Source organism: Mesorhizobium sp. B2-4-3 (assembly GCF_006442815.1).
Lineage (GTDB): Bacteria > Pseudomonadota > Alphaproteobacteria > Rhizobiales > Rhizobiaceae > Mesorhizobium.
This window is the reverse complement of the sequence record NZ_VFVL01000001.1, coordinates 283,889-298,970: the sequence shown is the minus strand read 5'-3', so window position 1 is coordinate 298,970 and position 15,082 is coordinate 283,889. Positions and strand designations below refer to the sequence as shown.

Genomic DNA, 15,082 nt, shown 5'->3' with positions numbered 1-15,082 from the left:
TCGGTTACCGGCGCGTTACGCGCCAATGGCTTCAAGGCCTTCCTCCAGCCAGTCGGCAAGCATCGGCAGGCCGAGCAGATACTTGGCCGTGCGCTTCCTGGGACGCTCCCTGGCCGCGGCCACCGCGTCCGCCCATTCGGATGCGTCATAGTCGCCGCGTCCGACCCAGGCGAGCGCGATCAGCTCGGCCGCTTCGTCGATATTGAGATCGTTGATCAGCTCGCGGAATTCTTCCTCGGTGAGGTTTTCGGAGGCTTCCTCGACAAGGCCGTCATGATGGTGGCTGTCATGCGTGCCGCCGTCGAACTCGACCTCGTGCTCGGCGCCGTCGTCATAGTCCTCGTTGACGGCGGCGCTCAGCGCCTTGGCCTTGAGGATGAACAGGCGCACCGTGTCCGGATCGATCGAAAGTTCCCACTCCTTCTCGAGGCGCTGCTGCACGGTCCTTCTCCACGTGATGCGCTTGCCCCCGATGATAGCGGAATTAAAGCGCGCGTCACATCCGCTGGTATCGGCTTCTGTCCGACCGTTCAAAATAGTTCGGCAGTCGTCCGCATTTCGGGATGAAACGGCGCCAAGGCGGCGTTAATCTGGCATTGTCACACTCATGGAGGCTTCGATGCGCAGACGTTTGCTTGTTCAGGTCATGGCTATTGCGGCGCTGCCGCTGTTCGTTGCGCCGGCTTTTGCGGCTGGTGAAGGCGGCAGCGGTCAAACCACCACCTGCAAGAAGGGCGAGGTCTGGGACAAGAAGAAGAACAAATGCGTAAAGCCGCAATATGGCATGCTGGATGACGACAGCATCTACGAGGCCGGTCACGATCTGGCGATGGCCGGACGCTATGACGAAGCGATCTCGGTGCTGACGCTCGCCGCCAACAAGCAGGATCCGCGCATCCTCAACTATCTCGGCTATTCGCATCGCCATTCGGGCCGCGTCACGGTCGGCCTCGGCTATTACGAGGAAGCGCTGCGGATCGACCCGAATTACACGCTGGTCCGCGAATATCTCGGCGAGGCGCATCTGCAGATCGGCGATCTTTCCGGCGCGCAGCAGCAGCTCCAGGAAATCGAAAAGCGGACCGGCAAGGGCTCGCGCGAATACGGCATGTTGTCCGAGCAGATCGATCATTTCCTGAGGAGCTGAAGAGGGTTCGAAGCCTCCCGAACCGGCTGTGAGCAATCGCAGCCGGTTTTTTGTTGCTCGCCGCCAGCGGCGGGCCCGCGAAAGCGGTGATCATTTTGCGGAACTTCAATTTTTGGGCGTGAAAATCACGCAAAGATCGCTATATTCAGGGAAATTGTGGTGAGACGGTTCCGTTAGCCCGAGGCTGCCGGACCGTTTTCTTTTTGTACCCATTGACAAGGTCCCTCCCGAAAACGGGGGTGGCGGCAGAAAGGTCAGGCTATGATCAAGGTCCCGATGACAGGCGAGGGGTTCGCGTCATTGAAGGAAGAACTTCGCTGGCGCCAGCAAGGGGAGCGTCCTCGCATCATCGAGGCGATTTCCGAAGCGCGCTCGCATGGCGACCTGTCCGAAAATGCCGAGTATCACGCGGCGAAGGAGTCGCAGAGCCACAATGAGGGCCGCATCAACGAGCTCGAGGATCTGATCGCGCGGGCCGAGGTTATCGACGTCTCCAAGCTTTCCGGCGACAAGGTGAAGTTCGGCGCGACCGTCGTGCTCGTCGACGAGGACACCGAGGAAAAGAAGACCTACCAGATCGTCGGCGACCAGGAAGCGGACGTGAAGTCCGGCCGCATCTCGATCTCCTCGCCGATCGCGCGCGCTCTCATCGGCAAGGAAGTCGGCGACGCCATCGAGGTCAATGCTCCGGGCGGGGCACGGGGGTACGAGATCGTCCAGGTGCAGTTTATCTAAGGACCTTTTGATAATTCTACTCTGGCGGCCGACTAGCGCGGTTTTCTGCGCTTCCGGTGCTCACGTACTTTAAGTACGCTCCGCTCCGGTTCTCGAAAACCACGCTATTCGACTCACCAGAGCGAATTCTGAAAAGGTCCTCACGCTGGTGCGTTTGATCTGAGCGCCAGCAGGCGCTCAACCTCAGCCATTACCTCAGTCGGCGTCACCCTGCCTCCCGCAGGCGCAAGCAAGGTCGATGCAAACGGCCCGCGCGGGCCGGTGAGACCCGGTTCCGTCGCCAGGAAGATGGCGACCGTCGGCAGGCCGAAAGCGCTGGCGAGGTGGGTGAGGCCGGTGTCGGCGCCGATGACCAGCGCCGAGCGGCCGAGGATCGCGGCGATATCCGCGAGCGGCGATTTCGCTACTAGCACCGTCCTTGGCACTGCGGCGGCAACGGCTTCCGCGACAGATTTTTCCGCCTCATTCGACCAGGTGACCACCGGCGTGAATTGCCGGTCGGCCAGCTGGCGCGCGGTTTCGATCCAATCCTCGACCGGCCATTTCTTGTCCTCGCGGCTGGTGCCATGCAGCAGGAAGGCGGTTCTGCCTTCAACGCCAAGCAGGCCGCCAGCCGGTGGCACGATGCCTGACTGAAGCGTCGACAGGTCGGGCTGGTAACCAAGCGCCAGCCCGAACAGCCGCCGGGTGCGCTCGATGGCATGCAGGTCGCGCGGCACGGCATATTTGCGCTGATAAAACAGCGTCGCCGATGGCTCGCGGGCGCTCGCCCGATCGAAGCCGGCAATCGGCGCGCCGGCCTGTATGGCGACCAGGGCCGACTTCAACAAGCCTTGGGCGTCGATGACAAGATCGTAGCGCGAGGCGCGCAGCGCTTTGCGCAGTCCGGCCATCTCGCGCCATGTGGCGCCGTCGAAAAGCTTTTTGCGCCAGCGCCGGACCGCCACCTTGTGGATCGCTCCAATGGCCGGGTGCAGCGCCACGATGCCGGTGAACGCCTCCTCCACGCACCAGTCGAAATTTATGTCGGGGCGGTTGCGCACCGCGTCCTCGACGGCGGGAAAGGTGTGAATGACATCGCCCATCGACGATGTCTTGACGATCAGCACTTTCATGCGGCCGCCGGAACCTCAAGCAAGCGGTCGGCCGCGGCTGTAACGCGGGCGACATCGAGCGTCTTCAGGCAGTTGAGATGGCCGAGCGGGCAGACCTTCTTGTGGCAGGGCGAGCAGGACAGATGCAGCCAGATCAGCTCGGAGCGGTCGCTGAGCGGCGGCGTGTTTTGCGGCGAGGTCGAACCGTAGACGGCCACGATCGGCGTGCCGACGGCGGCGGCGACATGCATCAGCCCGCTGTCGTTCGACACCGCGAGCTTCGCCGCGGCGATCAGGTCGATGGCGTCCTCCAGCCGCGTCTTGCCGGCAAGGTCGACGGCGCCCGTCGCGAGCGCGGCGATCTCGCCGGTCACATCGGCATCGTTCTTCGAGCCGAGCAGCGCGACGCCCAAACCCTTTGCCATCATGTCTCGGGCAAGCCCGGCATAATGATCGCTCGGCCAGCGTTTTGCCGGGCCGAACTCGGCGCCTGGCATCAAGGCGACGAATTTCTGGCCCGCCAGCCCGAAGCGCGCCAGCAAATCCGCCTGGTTGGCCTTGTCGACGGTAAGCCTCGGCGCGCGAAAGGTGCCGCCGCGCGCGAGGCCGAAATAGGCGCGCGCCGTGCGCCGTTTCAGCGCTTCGGGCAGCGGCACGACATCGGTCAGCAGGCCATAGCGCATCTCGCGCAGATTGCCGACGCGGTGCGGAATGCGGGCGAAGAACGGGATCAGGGCCGACTTCCAGCTTCCTGGCAGCACATAGGCCATGTCGTAGCGGCCGCGCAGCAGGCGGCCGAAGCGCCTGCGGCTGCGGAATTCGAGCGCTCCCGGCATCAGCGGAAAGTCGATCTGGCTGCGTATCTCGGGCATGCGCCTGACCAAAGGTGCGGCCCAGGCCGGCGCCAGCACGTCGATGGCGGCGTGCGGATGCTTTTCCTTCAGCGCCGCAAACAGGCACTGCGCCATGACCATGTCGCCCACCCAGCGTGGGCCGATCACGAGGATCGTTGGGCCTTCAGCCATTCGACATAGTCCCTGACGCCGGTTTCGACTGTACGGAATTGGCCATTGTAGCCGGCCGCGCGCAAGCGGGACATATCAGCCTGCGTGAAACTCTGGTAGCTGCCCTTGAGATGATCAGGGAAGGGGATGAACTCGATCTCGCCCTTGCCCAGTGTGTCGATGACCGTCTCGGCAATCGCCCGGAACGGCTGGGCGCGGCCGGTACCGCAATTGAAGATGCCGCTCGCGCCGCGTTTCCACAGCCACAGATTGACCTCCGCCACGTCGCCGACATGGATGAAGTCGCGGCTCTGCTCGCCGGGGCCGAAATCGCCATAAGCGCCGAACAGCTTCGGGTTTTCGCCGCGTTCGACCTGGTTGAACAGATGGAAAGCGACCGAAGCCATGGCGCCTTTGTGCGCCTCGCGCGGTCCATAGACGTTGAAATAGCGCAGGCCGGCGACCTGCGAATGATCGGTGTCGAAGACATTGCGGCGGACATAGTCATCGAACAGTTTCTTGGAATAGGCGTAGACGTTGAGGGGCCGCTCTAATTCGGGCTCCTCGCGGAACTCGCTGCCGCCGCCATAGACCGACGCCGACGAGGCGTAAAGGAACGGGACACGCAGTCCGAGGCAGGCATGCAGCAGCCGCTTCGAATAGGCGTAGTTCACCTCCATCATGAACTTGCCGTTCCATTCGGTGGTGATCGAGCAAGCGCCTTGATGGAAGACGGCCTCGATGCGGCCGAGCGCGCCGTCCTCGAGCCGGGCGAGAAAATCGTCCTTGTCGAGATAGTCGGCGATGCGCAGGTCGGCGAGATTGGCGATCTTGTGGCCGTCGGTGAGGTCGTCGACGACGACGATGTCGTCATGCCCCTCGGCGTTGAGAGCGGCGACGATGTTGGAGCCGATCATGCCGGCGCCGCCCGTGACAATGATCATGCTTTTCAGCCTTGCTCCGTTGCCGATTCCGGCCCTTATAGGGGAGGTGGACGGGAGTGTCGATAAAGCAGGCGCTCCGGTGCATCACAGTGAAGCCGCAAAAGCTCCCGCTTCAGTAGGCATTCGCTACCCGCAGTACCATGAGGGACCAAGAATGCCGTCGACCGAACTGCTCATCGCGTTCTTCGCCACCACGGCGATCTTCGCCTATATACCCGGCCCCGCCATGCTTTATGCGGCGGCGCAGACCATGGCGCGCGGGCGCTGGTCCGGGCTGACGGCGGCTCTCGGCATCCATCTCGGCGGCTATTTCCATGTCTTTGCGGCCGCCGCTGGCCTGTCCGTGCTGTTCCACGCCGTGCCGCCGCTCTACCTGGCGGTCAAGCTCGTCGGCGCGCTCTATCTGATCTGGCTCGGCGTTTGTCTTTTCCGCAAGCGCGCGGACGGCGAGACGGCGCTGCCCGCGATCGAGCGGAAATCGGCCCGCCGGGCCTTTTTCGAGAGCATCACCGTCGAGGTGCTCAATCCCAAGACGGCGATCTTCTTCATGGCGTTCCTGCCGCAGTTCATCGACGCTTCCGCGGCGTTGCCAGTCTGGCTGCAGTTCGTGGTGCTGGGAACCATCGTCAACCTGATGTTTTCCTCGGCCGACATCGCCTGCGTGTTCCTGGCCGGCGCGATGATCGCCCGGCTGCGGCGTTCAGGACGCGCGCAGCGGCTGATGCAGCGTGCGGGTGGCGCCGTGCTGGTCGGCCTCGGCGTCCACGTCGCCCTTCAGAGGAGCTGATTGCCCAGCCGGCTTCGGCTGCGGTCCGCACCATGCCTGCCGTTGCGCTCGCCCGAATTGCGGTATATCGGCATCGCCTTGAGTAGCCCACGCCACAATTCCGGCGCTGAAACCTAATCAAGTCCGGCCGTCTTCAGGCAGACCTCGAGTGAGATGATCAAGCACCATCCGCCTTCTCCGGAACCTTTGCATCGCACCATCGCCCGGTTCGGCGACGTCACCGTGCTGGTGGTGGGCGATTTCATCCTCGACCGCTTCGTCAGCGGGGTGATCGAGCGCATCTCGCCGGAAGCCCCCATCCCGGTGCTGCATGGAAGGGGCGAGACGTTGAACATGGGCGGCGCCGGCAATGTCGTCTCCAACATCGTCTCGCTGGGTGCTGCCGCCATCCCCGTTTCGGTGATCGGCGCCGACCAGGCCGGCAACAATCTGATGCGGATGCTCGGCGAGATCGGCGTCGACACCGACGGGCTCCTGCAGCGCCGGGACCGCATGACCTCGTCGAAAAGCCGCTTCAGCGCGCTCAACCAGCAGGTGCTGCGTTTCGACGAGGAAGAGATCAAGCCGCTGACGTCCGCCGAGCGGGCGAAGCTCATCGATCATTTCCAGGCAGCGCTTGGCCGCGCCGACATCGTCATCCTCTCCGACTACGGCAAGGGCATCCTGCTCGACGGCGTCGCTGGCGAGCTGATCGCGATCTGCCGCGATGCCGGCAAGCCGGTGCTGGTCGATCCGAAGGGGAGCGACTATGCGCGCTATGCAGGTGCTACGGCAGTGACGCCGAACCGCAAGGAGCTTGGCGAGGCGGTCGGGCGCAAGGTCTTCGGCGACGACGAGATCGTGGCCGCGGCGCGCGACCTGATCGCCACGCATGATTTCGAGTTCATCGTCGCCACGCGCAGCGAGAAGGGGATGAGCGTGGTCTCCGCCGAGGATGCCCGCCACATCTCCACCCAGGCGCGCGAAGTGTTCGACGTTTCCGGTGCCGGCGACACGGTCATCGCCAACTTCGCGCTGTCGCTCGCCGCCGGCGCCGACCGGGTGCATGCCGCCGTCATCGCCAACGCGGCGGGCGGCGTCGTGGTGGGAAAACGCGGCACCGCGCGGCTGAACGTCGAGGAGCTGTCCGGCGCGCTGTTCCGCTCACATGGGCCGACCGGCCACCAGGACGCCATCCTCGATTTCAACGCCGCGGCCAGGATGGTCGCCGCCTGGAAGGAAGAGGGGCTGACCGTCGGCTTCACCAATGGCTGCTTCGACATCCTGCATGCCGGCCATGTCAGCCTGCTGCATGCCGCGCGCAGCCAGTGCGACCGGCTGGTGCTCGGCCTCAACAGCGACGCCTCGGTGCACCGGCTGAAGGGGCCGGGGCGTCCGGTCAACAACCAGCATGACCGCGCCTGCGTGCTGGCAGCGCTTGCCTCTGTCGATGCCGTCGTCGTCTTCGAGGAGGATACCCCGCTCAAGCTGATCGAGGCGCTCCTGCCTGACATACTGGTCAAGGGGGCGGACTACACGGTGGAGACCGTTGTCGGCGCCGATGTCGTCCAGAAGGCGGGCGGGCGTGTGGTGCTGGTCGATCTCGTCGCCGGCAAGAGCACGACGAACACGATCGGCAAGCTGCGTGCCGCAAACTGAGGATCTCATGTCTGAACTGAACGACTATCTGGTCCGCTCCGCGGCGGCGATATCGGCGATGGTCGAGCGCGATCTTACCGGCGAGATGGAGCGCGCGGTGAGCACCGTGGTGACAGCGCTTTCGCAAGGCAAGGCGCTGCTGATCTGCGGCAATGGCGGCTCGGCGAGCGACGCCATCCACATCGCTGGTGAGCTGGTCGGCCGCTTCCTGAAGGAGCGCAAGGCCTATAACGTCATCGCGCTGCCGGCCAACGCCGCGGTGCTGACGGCCTGGGGCAACGACTACGGCTTCGACACGGTGTTCTCGCGCCAGGTCGAGGCGCATGGATCGGAAGGCGCGGTGCTGCTCGCCATCTCGACCAGCGGCAATTCGCCAAGCATCCTTGCCGCCGCCGAGCAGGCGCGGGCGATGGGCATGACGGTGATCAGCCTGACCGGCGAGACCGGCGGCAAGCTCAAGCCGCTGACCGACATTCTGCTCAACGTGCCGTCGACCTCGACGCCGATCATCCAGCAGGGGCATCTGTGCCTCTACCACCATCTGTGCGAGGCGGTCGAAGCGCGTCTCAGCAATGGCTGAGAGCAGGGGCTTTCCGCTAGCCGAGCCCGGCCTGTGGGTCGAGCGGATCGGGGCCAGGATGTTTCCAGCCGGCCGGCCGGCGCTGTTCCTCGACCGTGACGGCACCATCAATGTCGATACCGGCTATCCCGACGATCCGGCGGCCATGGTGCTGCGCGACGGCATCGCGCCGGTCATCGAGGCCGCGAACCAAGGCGGAGTTCCGGTGATTGTCGTCACCAACCAGTCCGGCATCGCGCGTGGCTATTTCGGCTGGGACGCGTTCGCGCGGGTCAATGGGCGGGTGCTCGAGCTGCTGGCTGAGAAAAATGCCTTCGTCGACATGGTGCTTGCCTGCGCCTACCACGAGGCCGGCAGGGGCGCGTTGGCGGTTGCCGATCATCCGATGCGCAAGCCCAATCCGGGCATGCTACTGGAGGCGGGCCGGCGGCTCGACCTCGATCTCAGCCGATCGCTGATCGTCGGCGACAAGCCGGCGGACATGGAAGCCGGCCAGCGTGCCGGCCTTGCGCGTGGCTGGCTGATCGACGGCGAAGGCTCGACGACAGGCGGGCTCTCGGTTTCGCCGTTGCGCGACACTCATGACCTTGAGGCGCTGCTTACCGCGATACGGTCGCTCTGATCCCGGGTTGATTCAAAGCCTGGAGCTAAACCGCTGTTTTTGCAGATGAATTTCCGGAAGCCGGCACATTAAAGCGCGTCGCGATCCTTCAGATTCGCTCCATGCGCTTTAGTTATTGATTCTATGCATGTCTTTGTCCCGAAACAGGTTCCCACTTTCGGGAGACATGCATTAAGTCGGAAAAGCCACCAGGCCCTCATCCTTGACGCGGCGGATGGTCAAGGCGGTGCGCACGGTGTCGACATTCGGCGCCGAAGCCAGCTCCTCGATGACGAAGGTCTGGAAGGTGCCGAGATCGCTCGCCACGCAGTGCAGCAGGAAATCGGATTCGCCCGAAACCATCCAGGCGTCGCGCACGATTGGCCAGCCGCGCGTGCGCTCGGCGAAGGTCTTCAGCTCGGCGTCGGCCTGATGATGCAGGCCGATCAGGCAGAAGGCGACGACATCCATGCCCAGCGCCGGCGCGTTGAGGAGGGCACGGTAGCCGCGGATGATGCCGGCCTCTTCCAGCCGCCTGACGCGGCGCAGGCAAGGCGGCGCCGAGATGCCGACCCGGTTGGACAGTTCGACATTGGTCATGCGGCCGTCGCCCTGCAGTTCGCGCAGGATCTTCCAGTCGATGGCGTCGAGATCGGCTTTCAGCGGCATGAAGGACTTTCGCGCAAGAATCTTTCGCAATTTTGTAATTTGGTTTCGCGCCAGAGGCCATAGCTTTGCGATGATTTTCTCCCTGTTTTGAGGCATGCCGTGATCCCAGAGCCGCGCATATCTCTGGACGACATGCATCGGTGACGGGCGGCGATATGGCCCGATAGGCGGGGAACGAAGCTTTCCGGGGACGAAAGCCAACCTGCCTTGCTGGTCTCACGGGCAACACTTACATTACGCGCGACAAACCACGGCTGCGCGCCGCAGGGGACTTTCATGAACACCAAACATGCGCCCGTTCTTATCATCGGTTCCGGCCCGGCCGGCTACACGGCGGCGGTCTATGCCGCCCGCGCCATGCTGAAGCCGATGCTGGTCGCCGGCCTGCAGCAGGGCGGCCAATTGATGATCACTACCGACGTCGAGAATTATCCCGGCTTCGCCGATCCGATCCAGGGCCCCTGGCTGATGGAGCAGATGCTCAAGCAGGCCGAGCATGTCGGCACCGACATCATCAACGACATCATCACCGAGGTCGACCTCAACGTGCGGCCGTTCCGCGCCACAGGCGATTCCGGCACCGTCTATACCGCGGACGCGCTGATCATCGCCACCGGCGCGCAGGCCAAGTGGCTGGGCATCCCGTCGGAGCAGACCTTCATGGGCTTCGGCGTTTCGGCCTGCGCCACCTGCGACGGCTTCTTCTATCGCGGCAAGGACGTCGCGGTGGTGGGCGGCGGCAATTCCGCGGTCGAGGAGGCGCTCTATCTGTCGAACCTCGCCAAGAGCGTCACCGTCATCCACCGGCGCGGCGATTTCCGCGCCGAGCGCATCCTGCGTGAGCGGCTGCTCAAGAAGGACAATGTCCGCGTCATCTGGGACACGGTCGTCGACGAGATCACCGGACGGCCGGGCAAGGCGCCGCTGCCGCCCTCGGTCGAGGGCCTGACGCTGCGGAACGTGGCGACCGGCCAGGAATCGAAGCTGCCGGTCGACGGCGTGTTCGTCGCCATCGGCCATGCGCCGGCGGTGGAACTCTTCGCCGGCAAGTTGAAGCAGAAGCCGAACGGCTATCTGTGGACGGCGCCCGATTCCACCCGCACCGATGTGCCCGGCGTCTTCGCCGCCGGCGACGTCACCGACGACGTGTACCGCCAGGCGGTGACGGCGGCTGGGCTTGGCTGCATGGCGGCGCTCGAGGCGGAAAAATATCTGGCGGGCATCGAGGTTCACCGCGAAGCGGCGGAATGACAGATCGGCTGAAAGAAGCCGTTTAAAAGCCTGATTTTTCATTCAGACGCCGAAGGCAACGCGAGGGGAATCATGGCGCTGGACTGGGACAAATTACGCGTATTTCACGCAGCGGCGGAGGCTGGGTCGTTCACCCATGCCGCGGAGACGCTGCATCTGTCGCAATCGGCCATTTCGCGGCAGGTCAGCGCGCTGGAGCATGATGTCGGCGTCGCGCTGTTCCACCGCCATGCGCGCGGCCTGGTGCTGACCGAGCAGGGCGAGATGCTGTTCCGCACGGCGCATGACGTGCTGATGAAGCTGGAGACGATCAAGACGCGGCTGACCGAGACCAAGGACCGGCCGTCGGGCGTGCTCAGGGTAACGACCACGGTGGGCCTGGGCGCCGGCTGGCTGACCGAGCGGGTGCAGGAATTCATCGAGCTCTATCCCGAGATCAGCCTGCAGCTGATCCTCGCCAATGAGGAGCTCGACCTCACCATGCGCCAGGCCGATTGCGCGATCCGGCTGCGCCAGCCGCAGCAGCCCGACCTTATCCAGCGCCGGCTGTTCACGGTGCATTTCCACCTCTACGCGGCGCCGTCCTATATCGCCAAGTTCGGCAGGCCGGCCTCGATCGCCGAGCTCAGGAACCACCGCATCGTCACCTTCGGCGTGCCGGTGCCATCGCATCTGTCGGAGCTGAACTGGCTGGAGACCGTCGGCGATTTCGAGGGCGCGCAGCGGGTGCCGACGCTGCAGATCAACGACATCCTGTCGATCAAGCGGGCCGTGCAGGGCGGCGCCGGCATCGCCATGCTGCCGGACTATGTGATCAACAAGGACTCGAACCTGGTGCAGCTGCTGCCGGAGACCGAGGTGCCGTCCTTCGATACCTATTTCGCCTATCCCGACGCGATGAAGAATCAGGCGAAGCTGCACGTTTTTCGCGACTTTATCATCGCCAAGGCGCGCAGCTGGTCTTACTAAAAGCGCTCGGCCGAGAAACTACTGCCCGCGCCACGGTGTCAGCCGTGGCAGCCAGCCGGGGACGGCGCGGCGGTAGGTTTCGTATTCCGCGCCATAGCGGTTGGCGAGCGTCGGCTCTTCATAGACCTTGACGAAGGAGACCATCGCCGCGGCGGCGATCAGGCCGTAGACCAGCACCGCCCAGCTCGAAAAGATCAGCGCCTGGCCAAGGATGATCGCCAGCACCGCCACGTACATGGGGTTGCGCACATGGCGGTAGATGCCGCCGACGACCAGTTTCTCGGTCGGCGCCACTGGAGCGGGCGTGCCCAGGCCCTCGAGGGCAAAACGGGCAAAGGCATGAAGCAGGATGGCGGCGGCTCCGACCACGAGAAGCGAGCCTGCAGGCACGAAGCCCGGCAGAGCCGACAGAGGTTTGCGATAGTGGTCGGTCAAGAGCCACGGCGCCAGGCCGGCGACGACGCCGGGCGCAACGACAAGAAACAGCGCGCTGCCGGCGATTGCTGAAAAAGTTCGCATCATCGGTCTCCTGCCGTAAAAATAAACTCGGCTTGCCGAAATCGACATCATTTCGCCGACTCGCATATTTCCGAGCAAATTCGGCTCGATTTTGCATTTAAGCGGTCGCTTTAGGGCCGGAAACGCACCGGAATCGGCGATTTTTCTGGTCCTATGGGTTCCGGGAACAGGTTGGACCACAGCCTGCGTCTTTTTGCATGCGTGTGTTGCAAAATAGATGCTTGTTTCTTGGGCATGATGAGCACATATATAGTCACATCTCCAGGGCGCGTTCTCCTCCCATTAGCGCCCTCGAGTGTTCCCCTCTGGAGGTTAGCCCTAATCGGCACTTCCAATCAACTCAGCCGGATCTTTATTGATCCGGCTTTTTTGTTGCCCGCGTGCCTTCGAGCCGGGACAAAAACGACTGGATCCACCACGTAACAGTGACATGTAACATCGGGTAACATGTCGCGGACGCAGTCTATGGTTTAAGTAGACGATAGGACGCGGTTGGTCGGTTCGGGAGATGGGGGCATCACTCGGAAGACCGGGCTCAGGCAAGCACCGCGTCCGAACCATTTTTCCGGATGCGGCGGACCAGCCGTTGCCTCCCAGGAAAACGGTCCGCAATAGGAACGGCGTCCGGATCATCCGGACGCCGTTTTCATATCTTCAACAGAAGTCTGTCAGGCAGGCCGACCTGCTAGAGCATGATGCCGAAAAGTGTGGAGCGGTTTTCGGGCGACATCATGCTCTATCTCTCGGATTTAGAGACGGATTCAGATTTCAGGTCGGTTCGACCTGAAACCATCCGGCTCTAGTGCGTTTCACCGTTTCACGGAAACGGCGAACCGCACTATCTCCTTGTTCTTACGCAATTCCAGACGGAAAACCGCTCACACTTTTCCTGGAATTGCTCTAGGCGGCTTTGCCGTTGGCGTTCATCGCCTCGTCGGCGAGCCGGCCGGTGAGTTCGGCCATGTGGTCGAAAGCGGCCTTGTAGCTGGCGACGCCGGCGGTCGCCGAGCGCAGCTCGATGATCAGGTCACCGATCTCGGCCTGCGGCATGGTCGCCTCGACGACGTCCCAGCCAGGCCAGTCGGGCCTTGCATCATAGCCGAGGATCTGGCCGCGCCGCTGCGGGATCAGCGCGATGATCTTCGAGGTCGCGTCCGAAGGCGTGACGATCTCGACCTTCATCACCGGCTCCAGCAGGACCGGCGAACAGGCGGTCATGCCTTCCTTCATCGCGAGCTTCGCCGCCATCTGGAAGGCCATGTCGGAGGAATCGACCGCGTGGTAGGAACCATCCGACAGGTTGACGGCGACGTCGACGACCGGAAAGCCGAGCGGGCCCGTCTTCAGATAGTCGCGAATGCCGGTCTCCACCGACTGGATATAGGTTTTCGGCACCACGCCGCCGGTGATGGTGTCGGAGAACTGGAAGCCGGACCCGCGCGGCAGCGGCTTGATCTCGATCACCACGTCGCCGAACTGGCCGTGGCCGCCGGACTGCTTCTTGTGGCGGCCACGCTGCTGCACCGGTTTGCGGATCGTCTCCCGGTAAGGCACCGCCGGGGCATGGCCCTCGATCGGGATCTGGTTCTTGCCCTCGAGGCGCTCGCGCACCACGCGCAGATGCATCTCGCCGTGGCCCGACAGGACGGTTTCGGCGGAATCCTGGTTGTGGCGCAGGCTGAGCGATGGATCCTCTTCGGCAAGGCGCTGGATCGCCGCCGACATCTTGACCTCGTCCTTGCGCTCCTTGGGGCGAAGCGCGAAGGCGAAGACCGGCTGCGGCGGTTCCAGCGTGACCAATGGCCGGATGCCGCCCTTGGCCGAACTCAGCGTCTGGCCGGTCTTGACGTCGTCGAGCTTGCCGAGCGCGACTGTGTCGCCCGCCTTGGCGGATGTCAGCTTCGTCTGATCCTTGCCGAGCATCTTGTAGATGCCGGAAACCTTCGCCGTGTCGCCGTTGGAAAGGAAGAGCTCGGCCGCGTCGGCCAATTGGCCGGAAAGCACGCGCGACACCGAAAGCTTGCCGCCATGCGCGGTGTGGATGGTCTTCATCACCTGCACCACCGTCTGGCCGTCCGGCGCGCCAAGGCGCTTCCTGGTTGCCTCGACATCGGGCGCGTCGTGGCGAATGGCCTTCAACAGGCGCAGCACGCCATTACCCTTCTCGGCCGTGCCGATCAGCACCGGCGTCACCGCGCCGGCGCGCAGGTCGGCCGAGAGATCGTCGAAGACCGCATCCTTCGGCGGCTCGATCTCCTCCAGCAACTGCTCCATCAGGTGATCGTCATGGTCGGCGAGCGTCTCCAGCATGGAGAACCGCGCCTCCAGCTCGCGCGCCTTGTCGTCGTTCGCGATGTCGGCGACCTGGCTCTCGGCATATTCGCGGTAGATGTAGGCGCGTTCCAGCGCCAGATCGATCGAGCCGATGACGACGCCGTCCTTGCGCACCGGAATCTGGCGCAGCAGCAGCGGCACAGAGCTTGCCGGCTGCAGCATCTTCAGCGTGTCGCGCACGCCCGTGATCGCCTTGTCGACCTTGTTGAGGAACAGGATGCGCGGAATGGCGAGATCATCGAGCTTGCGCATGATGAGCTGGAGCGCCGGGATCTTCTTCTCGTCGGCCTCGGCGACGACGACAGCGAGGTCGCAAGCGGCAAGCACGGGTTCGGCCTCGAAGGCGAATTCGATGGAGCCGGGGCAGTCGACGAAGGTGATCTGCTCGCCCATGAAATCGGTTGTGGCGAAGGTCGCCTCGACGCTCATAGCGTGGGCGCGCGCCTCGGGCGAATGATCGGAAACAGTGTTGCCCGATGAAACGGGCGACTGGCGGGGAATGGCGCCCGTGCGGGCGAGTATGGCTTCGAGAAGTGTCGTCTTACCGCTTGCGAAGGGACCGATTATGGCGATGCATTTCGGTCCCGTGCGTCGTCCTCCGGCGCGAGTACCCATGGCTGACCTCCACTCAGGCGTTTCCCAAGAGAGCGATCAGCAAAAGTGGAAACCGGTTTTGCGTCCGATCGCACCCTATGCAGAGCGGCGGCCGGCCTGTTCGGCCGTCGCGGGCGGGGTTTATCCACCCCTTCCCAAAGCCATCGTCACACGGGTTCGCCGGGAGGGCAAGAAAAATAGGATGTTCGCCGGCTT

At 63.7% G+C, this 15,082-nt stretch carries 15 protein-coding genes; 8 read left to right on the top strand and 7 right to left on the bottom strand.

Features of this window, described 5'->3' with window-relative positions:
- Window positions 1–15: 15 nt before the first annotated feature.
- Window positions 16–441 carry a DUF3775 domain-containing protein gene (locus FJ956_RS01410; protein ID WP_140676053.1) on the bottom strand — a complete coding sequence of 142 codons (426 nt, stop codon included), beginning with the start codon at window positions 439–441 and terminating at the stop codon, window positions 16–18.
- A 178-nt stretch (window positions 442–619) separates the two neighbouring features.
- Here FJ956_RS01410 and FJ956_RS01405 point away from each other — a divergent pair, with 178 nt between their 5' ends.
- Both FJ956_RS01405 and greA read left to right on the top strand, forming a co-directional pair.
- Window positions 620–1,147, top strand: a complete 528-nt coding sequence (locus FJ956_RS01405) for a tetratricopeptide repeat protein (protein WP_140676051.1) — start codon at window positions 620–622, stop codon at window positions 1,145–1,147.
- Between the two features lie 261 nt (window positions 1,148–1,408).
- Window positions 1,409–1,882, top strand: a complete 474-nt coding sequence (greA, locus tag FJ956_RS01400; RefSeq protein WP_140676048.1) for a transcription elongation factor GreA — start codon at window positions 1,409–1,411, stop codon at window positions 1,880–1,882.
- A 140-nt stretch (window positions 1,883–2,022) separates the two neighbouring features.
- On the opposite strand, the gene waaC is transcribed toward greA, so the two are convergent.
- From waaC to rfaD, 3 genes are read right to left on the bottom strand one after another with little or no spacing between them, the layout of a single operon-like run.
- The gene (waaC, locus tag FJ956_RS01395; protein ID WP_140676044.1) at window positions 2,023–2,997 is read right to left on the bottom strand and encodes a lipopolysaccharide heptosyltransferase I; all 975 of its coding nucleotides are present in this window, start codon (window positions 2,995–2,997) and stop codon (window positions 2,023–2,025) included.
- Window positions 2,994–4,001 carry a lipopolysaccharide heptosyltransferase II gene (gene waaF, locus FJ956_RS01390; protein ID WP_140676041.1) on the bottom strand — a complete coding sequence of 336 codons (1,008 nt, stop codon included), beginning with the start codon at window positions 3,999–4,001 and terminating at the stop codon, window positions 2,994–2,996. The genes waaC and waaF overlap by 4 nt, the downstream gene beginning before the upstream one ends.
- Window positions 3,974–4,924 carry an ADP-glyceromanno-heptose 6-epimerase gene (gene rfaD / locus FJ956_RS01385; protein WP_140676038.1) on the bottom strand — a complete coding sequence of 317 codons (951 nt, stop codon included), beginning with the start codon at window positions 4,922–4,924 and terminating at the stop codon, window positions 3,974–3,976. Before rfaD ends, waaF begins: the two co-directional genes overlap by 28 nt.
- Window positions 4,925–5,078: 154 nt before the next feature.
- Between rfaD and FJ956_RS01380 the strand changes: the two genes are divergently transcribed.
- The 4 genes from FJ956_RS01380 to FJ956_RS01365 all read left to right on the top strand — a co-directional run bounded on the left by FJ956_RS01380 (window position 5,079) and on the right by FJ956_RS01365 (window position 8,551).
- Entirely contained in the window at window positions 5,079–5,711 is a 633-nt protein-coding gene (locus FJ956_RS01380) for a LysE family translocator (RefSeq protein WP_140676035.1), read from the top strand.
- A gap of 153 nt (window positions 5,712–5,864) precedes the next feature.
- Window positions 5,865–7,349 carry a D-glycero-beta-D-manno-heptose-7-phosphate kinase gene (gene rfaE1 / locus FJ956_RS01375; RefSeq protein WP_140676032.1) on the top strand — a complete coding sequence of 495 codons (1,485 nt, stop codon included), beginning with the start codon at window positions 5,865–5,867 and terminating at the stop codon, window positions 7,347–7,349.
- A 7-nt stretch (window positions 7,350–7,356) separates the two neighbouring features.
- Window positions 7,357–7,929, top strand: coding sequence for an SIS domain-containing protein (locus tag FJ956_RS01370; protein ID WP_140676029.1), 573 nt, complete (start codon window positions 7,357–7,359; stop codon window positions 7,927–7,929).
- Window positions 7,922–8,551: an HAD family hydrolase gene (locus FJ956_RS01365; protein ID WP_140676026.1), complete on the top strand. Its 630-nt coding sequence runs from the start codon at window positions 7,922–7,924 to the stop codon at window positions 8,549–8,551. Before FJ956_RS01370 ends, FJ956_RS01365 begins: the two co-directional genes overlap by 8 nt.
- A 171-nt stretch (window positions 8,552–8,722) precedes the next feature.
- On the opposite strand, the gene FJ956_RS01360 is transcribed toward FJ956_RS01365, so the two are convergent.
- Window positions 8,723–9,199, bottom strand: a complete 477-nt coding sequence (locus FJ956_RS01360; protein ID WP_040989590.1) for an Lrp/AsnC family transcriptional regulator — start codon at window positions 9,197–9,199, stop codon at window positions 8,723–8,725.
- Window positions 9,200–9,475: 276 nt separating this feature from the next.
- Here FJ956_RS01360 and trxB point away from each other — a divergent pair, with 276 nt between their 5' ends.
- The gene (trxB, locus tag FJ956_RS01355) at window positions 9,476–10,450 is read left to right on the top strand and encodes a thioredoxin-disulfide reductase (protein ID WP_140676023.1); all 975 of its coding nucleotides are present in this window, start codon (window positions 9,476–9,478) and stop codon (window positions 10,448–10,450) included.
- Between the two features lie 72 nt (window positions 10,451–10,522).
- Window positions 10,523–11,419, top strand: coding sequence for a LysR family transcriptional regulator (locus tag FJ956_RS01350; RefSeq protein WP_027168144.1), 897 nt, complete (start codon window positions 10,523–10,525; stop codon window positions 11,417–11,419).
- A gap of 18 nt (window positions 11,420–11,437) precedes the next feature.
- Here the strand turns inward: FJ956_RS01350 and FJ956_RS01345 are convergent, their stop codons facing one another.
- Together FJ956_RS01345 and FJ956_RS01340 are read right to left on the bottom strand one after the other, a co-directional pair.
- Entirely contained in the window at window positions 11,438–11,938 is a 501-nt protein-coding gene (locus tag FJ956_RS01345) for an isoprenylcysteine carboxylmethyltransferase family protein (RefSeq protein ID WP_140676020.1), read from the bottom strand.
- A gap of 900 nt (window positions 11,939–12,838) precedes the next feature.
- Window positions 12,839–14,887 (bottom strand): elongation factor G, encoded by a 2,049-nt coding sequence (locus FJ956_RS01340; protein WP_140676017.1) that lies wholly within the window; start codon window positions 14,885–14,887, stop codon window positions 12,839–12,841.
- Window positions 14,888–15,082 lie beyond the last annotated feature (195 nt).

Bases quoted from the DNA above. Each gene is read 5' to 3' on its own strand.
- FJ956_RS01405 (WP_140676051.1), top strand. From the start codon at position 620: ATGCGCAGACGTTTGCTTGTTCAGGTCATGGCTATTGCGGCGCTGCCG.
- rfaE1 (WP_140676032.1), top strand. From the start codon at position 5,865: ATGATCAAGCACCATCCGCCTTCTCCGGAACCTTTGCATCGCACCATC.
- trxB (WP_140676023.1), top strand. From the start codon at position 9,476: ATGAACACCAAACATGCGCCCGTTCTTATCATCGGTTCCGGCCCGGCC.
- FJ956_RS01370 (WP_140676029.1), top strand. From the start codon at position 7,357: ATGTCTGAACTGAACGACTATCTGGTCCGCTCCGCGGCGGCGATATCG.
- FJ956_RS01365 (WP_140676026.1), top strand. From the start codon at position 7,922: ATGGCTGAGAGCAGGGGCTTTCCGCTAGCCGAGCCCGGCCTGTGGGTC.
- FJ956_RS01340 (WP_140676017.1), bottom strand. From the start codon at position 14,887: ATGGGTACTCGCGCCGGAGGACGACGCACGGGACCGAAATGCATCGCC.
- waaF (WP_140676041.1), bottom strand. From the start codon at position 4,001: ATGGCTGAAGGCCCAACGATCCTCGTGATCGGCCCACGCTGGGTGGGC.
- FJ956_RS01345 (WP_140676020.1), bottom strand. From the start codon at position 11,938: ATGCGAACTTTTTCAGCAATCGCCGGCAGCGCGCTGTTTCTTGTCGTT.
- FJ956_RS01380 (WP_140676035.1), top strand. From the start codon at position 5,079: ATGCCGTCGACCGAACTGCTCATCGCGTTCTTCGCCACCACGGCGATC.
- greA (WP_140676048.1), top strand. From the start codon at position 1,409: ATGATCAAGGTCCCGATGACAGGCGAGGGGTTCGCGTCATTGAAGGAA.
- FJ956_RS01350 (WP_027168144.1), top strand. From the start codon at position 10,523: ATGGCGCTGGACTGGGACAAATTACGCGTATTTCACGCAGCGGCGGAG.
- FJ956_RS01360 (WP_040989590.1), bottom strand. From the start codon at position 9,199: ATGCCGCTGAAAGCCGATCTCGACGCCATCGACTGGAAGATCCTGCGC.
- waaC (WP_140676044.1), bottom strand. From the start codon at position 2,997: ATGAAAGTGCTGATCGTCAAGACATCGTCGATGGGCGATGTCATTCAC.
- rfaD (WP_140676038.1), bottom strand. From the start codon at position 4,924: ATGATCATTGTCACGGGCGGCGCCGGCATGATCGGCTCCAACATCGTC.